The following is a 15,310-nucleotide window of genomic DNA, read 5'->3' as shown; positions in this document are numbered from 1 at the left end:
GCTTAATAACTGAATTATCCCTTAAAAATAACGCCATATTATAACAAATAAGGCAAGCCTACGCATAACATATTTGTCAGCTTATTTTGCTAAGATAGCGGTGCTATTTTTAACCATTACTGGTTTTAACGATCAAACGCTCTGCAGGTAAATAATCTTTTTGTTCTCTATATAAATAGCTTAGCATCTGTTCACGGACTTCACATTCTAATGTCCAAGCATTGATAGGACTATCAGAGGCTTGGCTACAGCGCAGCTTAATGGTGTTTTCTGATACCGATACGGTAAACATCTCAGGCTCCACTTCGCTGTCCCATAGCGCATTGTCTTTCACTAGCTGGATATATTTCTGCCGAATAGCGTCAATATCTGCGCCATAATCGACATATAAATAAATCACCGAGGTTTGATGCGACTCGGTATGCGACCAGTTTTCCACAATCTCAGTGATAAAATGACGCATAGGTACTATCAAGCGGCGTTCATCCCACGTTTTGAGTACCGCATAGGTGTAACCCAAATCTTCAATCGTACACCATTCTTCCTCCATCATCACCGTATCACCGATACGCACAGGCTGGGTAATCGCGACTTGCATCCCTGCAATGATATTACCCAAAATAGGCTGCGCGGCAATACCTATCACTGCACCCGCAATCCCTGCTGAGGTGAGTAATGTCTTACCCAAACCATCAATATTGGTAAATTCACTCAGCCCTATCCAAATACCACCCAAAATCATGACAAAGATAAAGACACGGCGAAAGATAGACACATAAGTGCGACGGCGGCGACCTTTATCAAACTGCTCTTCGCTCAAATTTTCTATTTGCAAATCTTTATAACGATTGGCAAAGAAATTAATCGCTCGAATGCCAAGCCACATGGCACTAAATACCAAGCCAAGCCAAATAATAGGGCGTGTTGACGAGGCCAGCGCATCCAAATAAGGAAAGCCGCCTGACACCAAAGTGTAGACAGACGAAAAACTGATGGTAAAAGTCAAAGGCACGGTCAGCTTATTGACCAAGTCTTCCACCCCGTTGTGATGAACGGTGCCGAGACGATTGCCCTCTTTATCCAGAACATACCAATTGAGGAGCTTACCGGCCGCTTTACTTAATAACCAGCCGACACCCATAGTAAAAGAAAAAAACATGAGTAACGCTAAAAATTCCCAAACGGCAATACCAAAGACTTTTAATTTGGTCCAGTCTGGCAAATAACGCTCAAACTTAGCGGGGTGATACTGCTCGTATAGCTTATCGATATTAGCCACCGTCTGGGCAGAAAATACCCAAAACGGTGCACTATCATCGATGCGCACACGTTCGAGATGTATCGGTACTCTACGCTCACGGTAGTCGATATAGCCCAATTGAATCGAGCGCCTAGGAATACCTTGGATACTATTCGTGCTACCAAGCGGCGGCTCGATCAAACCATCTGGACGATCGGGCAGCTTATCAAACACATATAGCTTTTTTTCGACCAATAAAAAATCAAGTTGCTTGGCAAGGTCTATTGCTTGACTGCTTTGTAACGTCTCATCAATCAAGTTCATATTGAGCGCATAAGCCGCTAAGTCATACTGCTGCTTCATGACTGCTGATTGAAAAAACTCCAAAGTGGCCAGCGGTGTCGATAAATTCGGCGGCTCAGATAAGGGCGGCAAGCCTACATTTAGCTTATTTAACGCATAATAGCCTTCGTTATAATCGCCAGTTAGACCAGAATCACCCTGTAACACGCCTGCCTGTTGCACGGTCTTTTTCTCAAGCGGACTAATCACTTCTTCAGCAATAGCAGAGACGCTAACCCCTTCTCTTTTCAGCTTATCAATCCTTTGTGCCGCATAATCAACGATATTGTCTGGCGTGGCAGTGACGGGCGCAGTTGCTTCATTTTGATTATTAGTAGCAGAACTGGTAGCTGAGTTTTCAAGCGCAGCATTATCAGTACTGACGGCATAAGCAGGCAGATAGATGATACTTAGGATAATAACGGACATGCTGAGAATAAAGTGATATGTGCTTAAGTGCTTCCTAGACCTATTATTGTTAGCCATCTCCATATTCATAGTCTCAATATTTTCAAAATTTCCCACGCCCTTATCTTGCTCAAAGCGCTCAGGTTTTTTGCAAGTCTTAATACTTTCGCACTCATCAAAGCTGGCCTTATGAGCAGCGCCACTATTTCCAACATTTAGAGTTTGGATGTTTTTAACAATCAAAGAAGGATGAGAGTGTTTCATACGATAAAGCTCTGTTGCGCTAAAGATAAAGTTAAGCTAAGGCACTGGGCAAAAAAAAGCCAGCGCTAAGCTGACTTAATTTATGAGTAAAACCATTAATGGATACCATTAGTTAGATGGACGACATGCTTTAAGCGCGGCGCCAAGTCGTACCCGCACGGCTGTCTTCAAGCTCAATACCAGCATTTTTTAACTGCTCGCGTATCTCGTCAGCACGGGCGAAGTTTTTATTGGTTTTGGCATCCGCACGCTCGATAATTAATCCATCAATAGCTGCATCGGTTAAACCGTCTGCTTGCGCCTCACCGATGACCGCTTGCAAAAACTGCTGAACAGGCTGCTGTAAAATATTTAGCGTTTGCGCCAAGGCTTTTAGCTGCTGCGCCAATTGCCATGCATCTTCTACGTCTTCAGCTTTGACTGCTTTATTGATATCACGCGCTAGCCCAAATAACACACTGATTGCTGTTGAGCTATTAAAGTCATCATTCATGGCTTTGATAAAGTCTTGTCCCGCCGCACTGTTATAAGCAGATTTTATCAGTTCATTATTGATGATAAGCGCCTGACCTTTTTGTTGTTCAGCTGCTTTTAAGGCCTGGTACAATCTACTTAGGCTATTATGTGCTTCATTTAAAGCGCTATCGGAGAAGTTTACTTGGCTGCGATAGTGGCTGGATAATAAGAAAAAGCGCAGCGTTTCAGGATGAAAATGCTTGATGACGTCACGAATGGTTGCAAAGTTACCCAAAGATTTGGACATCTTTTCGCCATCGACATTAATAAAGCCAACGTGCATCCAATTACGCGCGTACTCGCAGCCAGTCGCTGCTTCAGATTGTGCTATCTCATTTTCATGATGCGGAAACTGTAAATCATGACCACCGCCATGAATATCAAAGGTATTGCCAAGGCATTTGGTCGACATCGCCGAGCACTCAATATGCCAGCCTGGACGCCCCTGACCCCATGGCGATGCCCATTGTGGCTCCCCAGGTTTTGCCGCTTTCCATAGAACAAAGTCAAACGGATTGCGCTTGTCATTTTCGACATCAACGCGTGAGCCCGCTTGCATATCATCCAAATTACGCTTGGATAATTTACCATAATCAGGGAAGCTATCGACCGCATAATACACATCGCCATTATCACCAGCATAAGCGTAGTCATTGCTGACCAAATTGCCAATCATCTGCTGCATCTCATCGATATAATCGGTCGCACGCGGCTCGGCATCAGGCGATAAGCAGCCAAGTGCAGAGAAATCTTCGTGCATCGCTGTAATAAAACGCTGCGTTAATGCACCAATCTCTTCTCCATTTTCAGCAGCACGGGTGATGATTTTGTCATCAATATCGGTGATGTTACGCACATAATTGACGTCATAACCCAATTGTTTGAGCCAGCGCACCGCCATATCAAAGGCGACCATCATCCGAGCATGACCAATATGACAATAATCATAGACCGTCATCCCGCACACATACATGCCGACTTTGCCCGCCACAAGCGGCTTGAATGACTGCTTGCGTCCAGTAAGTGAATCGTAGATGGCAAGCTGAGACATAGTGTCTGCAAGAGGTGTGGTCATAGTAGAAAAGCCTTTTGATTAAAAGTATAAGAAATAAATGAGCATATCCATACCGCATCCTATAGTCATAAAACGTCTAGCTATAAAAGCTTTAACGTGATTATTATCCTAATAGAGCACAGCAATATAAAACTTAACCCATTATCTTAGCGAAAATGCTCGTAAAATACTACAATGAGCGCACAAGTAAGACTCGCAATGATAAAAAAACACTGACCGTTAAGGACTCAAATATGGGCAATCGTTTAAGCAAAATATACACACGTACCGGAGATGACGGCACCACGGGCATGGCAGATGGCAGCCGAGTAAGTAAAGCAGACAATCTGTTTAGCGTGATGGGTGATATTGATGAGCTCAACTCGCACATTGGTTTGGTACGCGCGCAGTTGACGCAAACCTCGACTGACGCGAATAAAGAAGCCGACTTTGCTCAAGCGTTAGTGATTATTCAGCACTTGTTATTTAATATCGGTGGCGAGCTTGCCATGCCAGAATATGAAGGCGTAAGCGCCCCGCATATTGACTGGTTAGAGCAACAGATTGATGCGATGAATACTACGTTGCCACCGCTGAAAGATTTTATCTTACCGACAGGTTCAGTGCTTGTTAGTCAACTGCATGTGGCTCGTACTGTCTGCCGCCGTGCTGAGCGCCAAGCGGTGCTATTGCAACAGCAGCGCCCAGAAGCCATTCGTCCGACAGCGGTGAGCTTTATCAATCGCTTGTCTGATTGGCTATTTGTCGCAGCCCGTTTTTGCACTAACCCCGAACAGGTCTCTGAAGTCCTATGGGACAGTCAAGTATTACAAAAATTCGCTGATGATAAATAGCGTAAGCTTTGGTACTGCACTATTACCTAAAGACTGACTCCCACAAGCAACAAGCAAAACGCCCGCAACTTATAATAGTTGCGGGCGTTTTTTATTGAAGATAATAAGCTTACGTAGTAATCATCGTTATTTTAAAATCACTACTGACGCTTTATTACCTAATATGTCGCTTCTTTATCTTCAATAATCACCATGTCGATACTTTCATCTTTAGGTACTGACTTAGGTATGGCTGGGGTCGCAGGTGCTGAGGCATTAGGCGTTGCGGCGGCTTGGTTACTGCTCTGAGTGTCGTTACTCTGATTACTGCTGCTTTGATTATTTTGCTTCACAGTTGGTGGCGTAGCAGGTTCAGTTGGGCGTGCAGGGGTCACTGGCGTTACCTGTCTTGGCTGACGAGGTTGGCTGTCGCTGTTGTTTTGTGCAGCTTGGCGGCGACGTTCAGCTTGCTCTGAGGCGCGCTGAGCACGCTGCTCTTCTAGCGCTGACTGAAAGACCGAGCTTGCCACCACTTCTGATACCACTGTAATCAATGCGGGCTGCCCTGCGATACGCGTACGTACTTGACCACCTTGCGTACCAACGACATAGGTAAATGCATCATCAACGAGCATATTGTTATTGATACGGATATTGTCGTTGGCCAAACGAGATTGCAAGCTTGGCTGATTGTTGGCCGCTTGGAGTTGGCTGGCTTGATATAAGTCTTCACTTGGCAACGTCATGCTGACGCTTGCTTGACAAGTTGTCATACCATTGGCATTGGCTGCTTGTAAAACTGCTGCATTCTGTACGTCTATAACGATACCGTCGGTTTTTGCCGTCACCACGCCACTGTTTAGACCAATTTCAGCATCGTTGGCGTAGCTTGCCGCCAGTGTTTGTCCTTGTTGATTGAGCGTATTTTTTAAAGTTGATTTCAGGCGATCTTGTACCATCGGATCATCACAGCTGACCGCAGTAGCAGCAGCGTTCTCACTAACAGCGGTTTCTTCGGTTAGCTCTGCCGTTTCCGTCGTATCTTCTTTTTCTGAACGGTCGCAGCCAGCCAGCGCTAAACTGCATGCGAAGCCAATACCAGCAACCTTATACCATTTGCTCAAACTCTTATTTACTACGCTCATCTTTATTTTGCTCCAATTTACTGATTCGTACCGCCACTGATGGACATTGTTTAACACTCAAAGCGTCACACTCAAGCCGTCACATTAAAATCGTAACAATTAACAGCGATCGTGCAAGTTTTGAAAACCACATTATTATACGGTGTTTGCGTTAAATGGTCATTAGTGTAGCCTATTGATATACAAATAACGTCTAACATTCGGCCTAAAACCGAGGTTTGGTTGCAAAAACGCAACAAATACATAGGTAAATAATTGTGTAAGTTTTTAAATGCTTCAACTTTTAACTCGCTCAACTTTCACCTCACCCAACTTTTAATGTGCCAAAACCAGTGAGTAAATATTTTATTAGACCGATTTTGGCAGAGACGATATGATGGCGATAAAATATTTGATAGTTATTAATGATGATGAATTTTAAAAATACGCTTTTATTAGGGCATCGCGGCGCACGTGGTGAGGCATTAGAAAATACATTAGCAGGTTTTGAGCTTGCGCAAAATCTACAAACTGCTGGCTTGGCAGGTGTGGAGTTCGATGTGCAGCTGAGTGCGGATGGACACTTAGTGGTCTTTCACGATGACAATTTACAACGTATGTGCGCGCAGCAATCCCGTATTGATCAGTTAAGCCTTGCTGAGATTCAACGCTATGTACAGTCTGGTCACAAGATTACGCCGTTAGCGCATATAGCACCTACCTTAGAAGGCTTTACTTATATTGAGCTTGAGATTAAGACACATGAGCGTACGGATTACCGCAAGCTCATCAGAGCATTAATGACGGATCTAATTGACAGCCCACTTGTCAGCCTACCTATCGTGCTAACTAGCTTTGATGTCGAGCTACATGCAGGGCTACAACGCAACCAGCTATTGCAACATATGCCGCGTGGTCTACTGATTCGTACGCCTGAGACCTTACTAACGGCGACTAATACTGCGCTGCAACTTGGTTGTGTTCAACTGGGTATTCACTACCCGCTTCTCAATCCAGCAGTCATTGAACACTGTCATCGCTATGACTTACCGGTGAGCGCATGGACGGTCAATGATAGCGACACGATTGAACAACTGATAGCGTGGCAAGTCGACGTCATTATCACTGACTATCCAACCTATTTACTCACATGCTAAACGGGCTGTTCATTCTGGAGCAACTTTTAGGCGCCTATATATAGGAGCCTATATATAACCACTATCTAATATAAAAACCGTTTACCTCAATGACCAACCCACTTTAAAACCCTACGTATTTGCCTTTGTACTTACACTTTTACCCAATTACTGATAAGTCAGCCATTATTTACGATAATACATCCCATAACTCATACAAGTTATTGTTATTTAGCAATATTTTTCTAGTGTATAACTGTTCACTTTATTCTTCTTTTGAGTTAATATAGAGGCTGAAATTTATATCATTAGGAATATTACATGATTGCTAAAAAAGTAATAGGCTTACCACTTAAAGGCTTGCGTTTTGCTATGAAGTCTGGTGATACGCTTATACAGCATGCTGGCACTCAAGCGCTGCGCGTAAAGACATGGCTTGATACCAGCAAAAGCAAAACTGATCACCCTGCCGACAAGTTCGCTACTATCAACAATGATAAAGATGCGAATGCAGTGGTCAATTATGAGGGCATTGACCCTCTGGAACTTGAATTTCAAAAGTCGCCAATCAACTTGGTTCCAGCGATTTTTCTGATTGCAACGCCTATTGCTGCTGCTGTCATTACGCCGTGGTATTTACTGACCCATCAGGTTAGTGCGCCGGTTTGGGGCGTATTTGGTGCTTTCATGGTATGGACAGGTATTAGTATTACTGCAGGCTATCATCGCCTACTGTCGCATCGGGCTTATAAAGCGCATCCTTTGGTAAAAAACTTCCTATTACTAGGCTCAACTCTTGCTGTTCAAGGTTCCGCCTTTGACTGGGTGTCAGGCCACCGTACGCATCACCGTCATGTTGATGATCGCATGGAAGACCCTTACTCAGCACAGCGCGGGTTTTTCTTTAGTCATATCGGCTGGATGCTACGTAATTATCCTAGTGGTCGCTTTGACTATAAGAACATTCCTGACTTGACCAAAGATAAAGTGCTACAGATTCAGCATAAATATTATGGTCTATGGGTATTGGCAACCAACGTCGCTATGGTTGCGGCTGTTGGCTGGTTGGTTGGTGATGTTTGGGGTACGTTAGTCTTGGCAGGTCTACTGCGTTTGGTACTGACCCATCACTTTACGTTCTTTATCAACTCGCTATGTCACATGTTTGGCACACGTCCTTATACCGATACCAATAGTGCGCGTGATAACTTCTTCCTCGCCATCTTTACTTGGGGTGAAGGTTATCATAATTATCATCACTTCTTCCAATACGACTATCGTAATGGCGTGAAATGGTGGCAATATGACCCAACTAAATGGTTGATTGTTGGCCTATCTAAACTCGGCCTAACGAGCGAATTGCGTACGGTTGATGACACCACCATCAAGCATGCTGAAGTGCAAATGCAGTTCAAAAAAGCCCAACAGCAGATTGATAATGCCACCGCAAGCGGGCATGATATTCCTCATGCGATGAGAAGCTTCCAAGATCGCATCAAGTTTGAATACGATGCCTTTACGCAAACGGTTGAAGAATGGCAAGCGTTAAAAGCCAAAACCATTGAGCTTAAGAAAACAGAATTTGCTGATCGTTTACATGAGGTGGATGAAAAGTTAAGACAGGATTATGCTAAGATTGAGCAAAAAATACTGGCGCACAACAGCAATCTAAAAACTGCGTTTCGCTCTATTGGCCAAAGCCCTAAAGCGGCTTAAGCAGTCATCGTAGATTAATCATTTAATTCCCTTATTGTACGTCTCTCCTGCCCTCTATCTGTAAAGATAGGGGGATTTTTTTTGTGCGCTAGGAGTAGTCCTTATTACAAGAGATGGACATAGTGAAACGCGGCATTATTAAGGCTATGTTATAGTGAGTTATCGTATTTATCATTTGATTTTATATCTTTATTTTTGCATTTTGTTTCTATATTCACTACACATCTAAATTGGAACGGCACTTATGCGCTATCAGAATACTTATGTCAAATTAGACACCCGCCTCTATCATGAGCAGCAGCCGACACCACTAGACAATCCTCGCGCCGGTCATTTTAATAAGCAAGTAGCGCAGCAATTGGGCTGGCTCGATGATGAAGATTTGATGGCACGATGGGTTGAGATATTGAGTGGTCAATACGTGCCAGCCCAGTTCCAGCCGCTATCGATGGCTTATGCCGGTCATCAGTTTGGACAATGGGCGGGACAATTGGGCGATGGACGCGGTTTACTCATGGCACAAGTGATTGATAATAACGACCAATTACAAGATTTGCATTTAAAGGGCATGGGGCTAACTCCTTATTCACGGATGGGCGATGGGCGTGCGGTGTTACGCAGTACAATCCGCGAATATTTATGTGGTCATGCGTTGACCCAGCTGGGCATCCCCTCTTCGAATGCCTTGGGGTTTGTGGTTTCTGATACCAAAGTTCGCCGCGAACGCATGGAAGCTGGGGCAGCATTGATGCGTGTCGCTGACAGTCATATTCGCTTCGGCCATGTTGAATGGATTGCCAGCTTTGCGCCTGACCTGCTTGGCGAATTTACCGATTATATGATTGATACTTACTACCCAGAATGCCGCAATAGCGAAAAACCTGTCTTAGCTTTTTTACAAGCAGTGGTTGAGCGAACGGCGCGTATGATTGCTGACTGGCAGCTGATTGGCTTTGCGCATGGGGTAATGAATACTGACAACTTATCTATTACTGGCAGCACCTTAGACTTTGGTCCGTTTGGCTTTATGGAACGTTTTAATCCCGCTTGGATTAACAATCACTCCGACCATACCGGACGTTATGCTTATCAAAACCAACCGGCCATCGGCCATTGGAACTTAAATATTTGGCTGCCACACTTTATGCGCTTAGACGGTGTGACGCGCGATACTTTGGCTGATTGTCTGGCGCCATATGAGGCGACCTTTATGCAGCATTATCAGCAAGGACTGTGCCGTAAGCTGGGATTGCCGCACGCCAAAGAAAGTTTAACCCTTGCCTTTGAATGGTTGACGTTACTAGAAGACAATTTACTCGACTATACCAATAGTTTCCGAGCCCTATTGGGTTTGGTCGCGCCAAACGAGTATCCTTATGAGCAGCAGCTGCTTACAATAATGACTACTGAGTTTAATAATGAGGCGCTAAACGTCTGGCAAGATTGGTCAACACGTTATTTGGCAGCGCTACAGTCGTTACCTAGCGAGCACTCTATTGATGAGATGCGTAGCGATAATCCGGTTTATGTGTTACGTAATAGTATAGCGCAGCGCGTTATCACGGCCGCTGAACAAGGGCAATTTGATGAGTTAAATCGAGTCTTTGAATTGCTTGCGACCCCTTATACGGTACAAGACATCGCCACCGAACTCGATACGATGCCACCTGCCCCGCATGCGCCGCAAATGCCGATCAGCTGCTCATCTTAATAACATGCTATTAAAATGCTATTCTGTAATGTTTTGAAACATGATGCAATTAGGGTTGATATTTAGCCCTATTATTTGTCATCATCAATCAGCGAAATAATGAATATCATTTTATTATATTACTCGTACTATTGCGCTCAGCTGACTAGGCAGCTAAATGCCAATGATGCTAGAATAGCTATTTTTGCAGCATTGTTGTTTTTACCCTGATGTCTAGCCGCTAATGAAGACTCTTTTAGTATAAAGCTAGCTTCATTGTCATATTTTATGATTTTTAAGGCTTAAGCATTAGTTTTTATCACCATTTACTTTATTCCAATTATCCCAACCATGGCAATTATTATGAATGACGATATCACTTTGAATACGGATACCCCTATCACGGAAAAAGAGCAGTTCGAACAAGCTGCCTTACATTACCATGAGTTTCCACGCCCAGGTAAAATCTCAGTTACGCCTATCAAGCAACTGGCCAACCAACGTGATCTGGCGCTCGCCTATTCACCAGGGGTTGCCGTACCTTGCCTTGAGATTCAAAGAGATCCAGCATTAGCAGCTAAGTATACCGCTCGCAGCAACTTGGTCGGTGTGATTACCAACGGTACTGCTGTACTTGGTTTAGGGAATATTGGTCCATTGGCATCAAAGCCTGTAATGGAAGGTAAAGGGGTACTATTCAAAAAATTCGCTGGTATCGACGTTTTTGATATTGAAATTGCTCAAAATGATCCAGATAAATTCATCGAAGCTGTTGCGTCTTTAGAGCCTACTTTTGGCGGTATTAACCTAGAAGATATCAAAGCCCCTGAATGTTTCAAAATCGAGCGCGAATTGCGTAAACGTATGAACATTCCAGTATTCCACGATGACCAACATGGTACGTCAATCATTGTTGCCGCAGCGATGCTCAATGCCTTGCTCATCACGGGCAAAAAAATCGAAGAAATTAAAGTGGTCTGTTCAGGCGCTGGCGCAGCGGCTATTTCTTGCTTAGATATTATTTGTGCGCTTGGTGTTGATAAAAACAATATCTTGGTATCAGACTCACGCGGCATCATAACGACCAGCCGTGAAAACCTTGATGAGACTAAGCAGCGTTATGCTCGTGACACCACAGCGTCTACCATCGAAGAAGTGATGGACGATGTCGATATGTTCTTAGGGCTATCAATGCCTGGTACATTGACCGAAGATATGGTTCGACGTATGGCAAAAGACCCTATTATTTTTGCCCTAGCCAACCCAACCCCTGAAATCATGCCAGAATTGGCCCATGCGGTGCGTCCAGACGTCATCATGGCAACAGGTCGCTCAGACTATCCAAACCAAGTGAACAACGCGCTATGCTTCCCTTATATCTTCCGCGGTGCGTTAGACGTTGGCGCAACCACGGTTAACGAAGAGATGAAAATTGCTTGTGTAAAAGCAATCGCGGCAATGGCGCATGTTGAAGCGACGCCAATGAGCAACATCAAAAACGTTGAAAGCACACCAAGCTTTGGACGTGATTACCTGATCCCAGGACCGCTGGAGCCAAACCTAATCATTGAGATCGCTTCTGCCGTTGCTAAAGCGGCGATGGATTCTGGTGTAGCAACACTACCGATCACTGATATGAAAGCCTATCGTCAACGCTTGTCTGAATTTGTTTATAACTCAGCGTTTGTCATGAAGCCTATCTTTGCCCGTGCTAAAGCCGATCCAAAGCGTATCGTGTACTGTGAAGGCGAAGACAGCAACGTATTGCTAGCCGTACAAGTGGTGGTCGACGAGCAGTTGGCGTATCCAATCTTGGTGGGTCGTACTGCAGTCATCGAAAAGAACATTGAAAAGTTGGCGCTACGCCTAAAAAATGGGGAAAACATCACGATTGTTAATCAAGATGATGATCCACGTTATAAAGATTACTGGAAAGGCTATTATGAGAAGAATAAACGTAATGGTGTCAGTATCGAGCTTGCTCGCCGCGATGTCCGTCGCAAGACCTCTTTAATTGGTGCGCTGCTGGTTGAGAATGGTGATGCCGATGGTATGATTTGTGGCACATTCAGCTACTATCATCTCCATCTGAAATATGTCAGCAGGGTCATCGGTAAAAAGGAAGGGGTCAGTGATTTTTATGCGATGAACGCTGTGCTAATGCAAGATCGCAATATATTCATTGCTGATACTTATATCCACGAAGATCCAACGGCTGAGCAATTGGCTGAAATGACGGTATTAGCAGCCGATCAATTACGCCGCTTTAGTATTACACCGCGTGTGGCGTTGGTCTCGCATTCTAACTTTGGTACATCAGACCGTGCCAGCGCTGTGAAGATGCGTAAAGTACATCAACTACTAACAGAAATGAATGTCGACTTTGAATTCGATGGTGAAATGCAAGGTGATGCCGCACTTGATGAACATATTCGCGCAAATGACCTGCCATCGAGCAACCTAAAAGGCTCAGCAAATCTGCTAATTTTGCCAACGCTTGATTCAGCAAACATTGCTTTCAACCTACTAAAAACGGCAACTCGCAGTGCGTCTATCGGTCCTATCTTGCTAGGGGCTAGCAAACCAGTTCATATCCTAACCCCATCAGCAACAGCGCGCCGTGTGGTTAATATGACAGCGCTTGCGGTCACTGAAGCTCAAGACCTAGAAAGTGAACAGCAGCTGTAGTCGTTTATACAGCGTATAAATGCATTATTAAGACGGTCTTCTGTTATTTATTTCTAGAAACCGTCTGCTATACTAAAACCAGCCAATACTCATAATCGAGCGTTGGCTGGTTTTTTTTGAGCAAAATACACTGAATAAAGACACGATAAGTAAGCCAATCAACGCTCATCCACCATTTTATCGCTCATCAATGAATACAAAGAGACTATTATGCAAGTGTATCTCGTCGGCGGTGCCGTCCGTGACCAATTGTTAGGTCGTCCTATCAAAGATAAAGACTTTGTCGTCGTCGGCGCGACTGTCGCAGACATGTTGGGTGCAGGTTTTCAACAAGTAGGCGCAGACTTTCCCGTGTTTTTGCACCCTATCAGCCGTGAAGAGTACGCCCTAGCACGTACTGAGCGTAAGCAAGGTCTAGGCTATCAAGGCTTTAGTGTGCATGCGAGCCCTGATGTGACATTACGTGAAGACCTGCAACGCCGCGATTTAACCGTGAATGCTATGGCCATTGAAGTCAAAAGCTTGACCGATGATACGCCAATCAATGGTAAAGTGGTTGATTACTATGGCGGATTGCAAGACATTGACAATAAAATCCTGCGGCATGTCTCAAGCGCTTTTAGTGAAGACCCATTGAGGGTACTGCGAACCGCACGCTTTTATGGACGTTATTACGATTTGGGCTTTCGCATCGCCGATGAAACCTTGCTATTGATGCGCCAATTGGTAGGCTCAGGAGAGCTTGCGCATTTAAGTAGTGAACGCATTTGGCAAGAATCAAGCCGTGCCATGATGCAAGTATCGCCTCAGGTTTATTGGCAGCAGCTTTTTGAGATTGGTGCGCTGATAGAATATTTTGCCCCGCTACATCAAGCTTGGAGCCATGCTCAATACGGCCAAATAAGAGAGATTGTACAAACGGCGTTATATTTCGCTGGTCAAATGCAGTTAAATTTGTCACAGCGCTGGGCTTTATTAATGGCAAGTCTGAACAGTGATTTATTTGCTTTAGAATCTATAGACTTAAATCCAGATATGATGGCGACTGCCGTTAAAGGTATTAATGAGATAGGTAACAGCGCGAAGGTACCAAAAGCACAGACTCAATTTGCTACTTTGTTTGTGCAGCAAGCAAAGAATCTTAGCATCATAAACCAGCTTAACGCCGCTCAGAAAATTGATCTTATCCAAGCCTGTAGCGCCCATAAAGCACCGGAAAAACTCTCGCAGCTCTTGGTCACTGGCCATGTATTACAACTCGCCATACAGCATCGACAAATGATGTTGGCACTGAGTAGCTTTCGTGCAATCGGCATGGATGATATTGATGAAAATCTCAAAGGTCCAGCGATTGGCGAAGCATTACGACAACGTAGAATTGAGCATTTACAAGCACGACATTTCTCGTAAACAAGCTCTTGCAACCAGCATTTTAGATTATAAAAACACCTTTAATATGAACCAAGAATTTAGCTTAAACCAACCAAAAGACACTAATGCCTCAGCGCCAGTCATGCTAGTAACTGGTGGCGCTAAGCGTATCGGTGCGGCTATTGTTCGTGCCGCCCATGAGCAAGGCTACCGTGTCATTATTCATTGCCATCATAGTAAACAAGAAGCCAATGCGTTAGCTGATGCGCTTAATCAAAACCGTCCTGATAGTGTGGTCGTTGTCCTTGCAGATTTGGCGGTTGTTAATAATAGCGAGACGCTACAGCAATTTACTCGCAATATCATGCAAGCATTTGGGCAACTCGATGTCCTAGTACACAACGCCTCACGCTTTTATCCAAGTCCGCTTGGTCATATCAATCTTGATCAGTGGGATGAATTGTTTTTGACTAACGCCAAAGCGCCTTTATTATTGAGCCAAGCGTTATACCCTTATCTACGGACACAACAAGGCTGTATTATTAGCCTACTTGATATCCATGCGCATAATAAACCTTTTGGTCATTATGCTGTCTACAATATGGCAAAGGCGGCGCATAGGATGATGGTGCAGTCACTGGCGCTTGATATGGCGCCTGATGTACGCGTCAACGGCGTCGCTCCTGGCGTTAACATCTTACCAGATGCGGATAGCGACCAAGCACTTGACCAACAGCAGCAAAAAAGTATTGTCGACTCTATTCCTATGCAGCGAATAGGCAAACCTGCTGAGATTGCGCATAGTGTCCTTTATCTTGCACAAGCCAGTTATGTCACTGGTGAGATAATTACGGTAGATGGAGGCCGAAGCCTGACATTGGCTGGCGGTCATATTTGATAGAAAGTAGCACTGCGTAAATATATCTGT

General features: G+C 44.4%; 10 protein-coding genes. 7 read left to right on the top strand and 3 right to left on the bottom strand.

All coding sequences use genetic code 11. The features are described from left to right. Window positions 1-109: 109 nt before the first annotated feature. Entirely contained in the window at window positions 110-2,254 is a 2,145-nt protein-coding gene (locus FQ084_RS03825) for a mechanosensitive ion channel family protein (protein WP_262880645.1), read from the bottom strand. A gap of 130 nt (window positions 2,255-2,384) precedes the next feature. Beyond that, entirely contained in the window at window positions 2,385-3,845 is a 1,461-nt protein-coding gene (gene cysS / locus FQ084_RS03820) for a cysteine--tRNA ligase (protein ID WP_149489281.1), read from the bottom strand. Between the two features lie 233 nt (window positions 3,846-4,078). On the opposite strand from cysS, the gene FQ084_RS03815 reads away from it, so the two are divergent. Further along, window positions 4,079-4,678, top strand: a complete 600-nt coding sequence (locus tag FQ084_RS03815) for a cob(I)yrinic acid a,c-diamide adenosyltransferase (protein WP_149489280.1) — start codon at window positions 4,079-4,081, stop codon at window positions 4,676-4,678. Between the two features lie 158 nt (window positions 4,679-4,836). Here the strand turns inward: FQ084_RS03815 and FQ084_RS03810 are convergent, their stop codons facing one another. Next, window positions 4,837-5,802, bottom strand: a complete 966-nt coding sequence (locus FQ084_RS03810) for a hypothetical protein (RefSeq protein WP_149489279.1) — start codon at window positions 5,800-5,802, stop codon at window positions 4,837-4,839. 407 nt (window positions 5,803-6,209) lie between these two features. On the opposite strand from FQ084_RS03810, the gene FQ084_RS03805 reads away from it, so the two are divergent. The 6 genes from FQ084_RS03805 (at window position 6,210) to FQ084_RS03780 (ending at window position 15,280) form a co-directional block, all read left to right on the top strand. Continuing rightward, window positions 6,210-6,938, top strand: a complete 729-nt coding sequence (locus tag FQ084_RS03805; RefSeq protein WP_149489278.1) for a glycerophosphodiester phosphodiesterase — start codon at window positions 6,210-6,212, stop codon at window positions 6,936-6,938. 519 nt (window positions 6,939-7,457) lie between these two features. Continuing rightward, complete coding sequence (locus FQ084_RS03800) at window positions 7,458-8,633, top strand: acyl-CoA desaturase (protein WP_410477327.1); 1,176 nt, start codon at window positions 7,458-7,460, stop codon at window positions 8,631-8,633. 244 nt (window positions 8,634-8,877) lie between these two features. Then, complete coding sequence (locus tag FQ084_RS03795; protein ID WP_149489276.1) at window positions 8,878-10,344, top strand: protein adenylyltransferase SelO; 1,467 nt, start codon at window positions 8,878-8,880, stop codon at window positions 10,342-10,344. Between the two features lie 342 nt (window positions 10,345-10,686). Then, entirely contained in the window at window positions 10,687-13,011 is a 2,325-nt protein-coding gene (locus FQ084_RS03790) for an NADP-dependent malic enzyme (RefSeq protein WP_149489275.1), read from the top strand. A 210-nt stretch (window positions 13,012-13,221) separates the two neighbouring features. After that, a complete protein-coding gene (locus FQ084_RS03785) occupies window positions 13,222-14,421 on the top strand; it encodes a tRNA nucleotidyltransferase (protein ID WP_149489274.1) in 1,200 nt (399 codons plus the stop codon). Between the two features lie 46 nt (window positions 14,422-14,467). Continuing rightward, a complete protein-coding gene (locus FQ084_RS03780; RefSeq protein WP_149489592.1) occupies window positions 14,468-15,280 on the top strand; it encodes a pteridine reductase in 813 nt (270 codons plus the stop codon). The last annotated feature ends 30 nt before the right edge of the window (window positions 15,281-15,310 follow it).

It is taken from the genome of Psychrobacter sp. ANT_WB68, from assembly GCF_008369115.1.
Taxonomy (GTDB): Bacteria; Pseudomonadota; Gammaproteobacteria; order Pseudomonadales; family Moraxellaceae; genus Psychrobacter.
The sequence above is the reverse complement of the archived record's forward strand: the minus strand, read 5'-3'. Positions and strand labels throughout refer to the sequence as shown.

What these genes read in the sequence shown, in the direction of transcription:
- FQ084_RS03805 (WP_149489278.1), top strand. Translation starts at nt 6,210, where the DNA reads ATGATGAATTTTAAAAATACGCTTTTATTAGGGCATCGCGGCGCACGT.
- FQ084_RS03815 (WP_149489280.1), top strand. Translation starts at nt 4,079, where the DNA reads ATGGGCAATCGTTTAAGCAAAATATACACACGTACCGGAGATGACGGC.
- FQ084_RS03825 (WP_262880645.1), bottom strand. Translation starts at nt 2,254, where the DNA reads ATGAAACACTCTCATCCTTCTTTGATTGTTAAAAACATCCAAACTCTA.
- cysS (WP_149489281.1), bottom strand. Translation starts at nt 3,845, where the DNA reads ATGACCACACCTCTTGCAGACACTATGTCTCAGCTTGCCATCTACGAT.
- FQ084_RS03780 (WP_149489592.1), top strand. Translation starts at nt 14,468, where the DNA reads ATGAACCAAGAATTTAGCTTAAACCAACCAAAAGACACTAATGCCTCA.
- FQ084_RS03785 (WP_149489274.1), top strand. Translation starts at nt 13,222, where the DNA reads ATGCAAGTGTATCTCGTCGGCGGTGCCGTCCGTGACCAATTGTTAGGT.
- FQ084_RS03790 (WP_149489275.1), top strand. Translation starts at nt 10,687, where the DNA reads ATGAATGACGATATCACTTTGAATACGGATACCCCTATCACGGAAAAA.
- FQ084_RS03810 (WP_149489279.1), bottom strand. Translation starts at nt 5,802, where the DNA reads ATGAGCGTAGTAAATAAGAGTTTGAGCAAATGGTATAAGGTTGCTGGT.
- FQ084_RS03795 (WP_149489276.1), top strand. Translation starts at nt 8,878, where the DNA reads ATGCGCTATCAGAATACTTATGTCAAATTAGACACCCGCCTCTATCAT.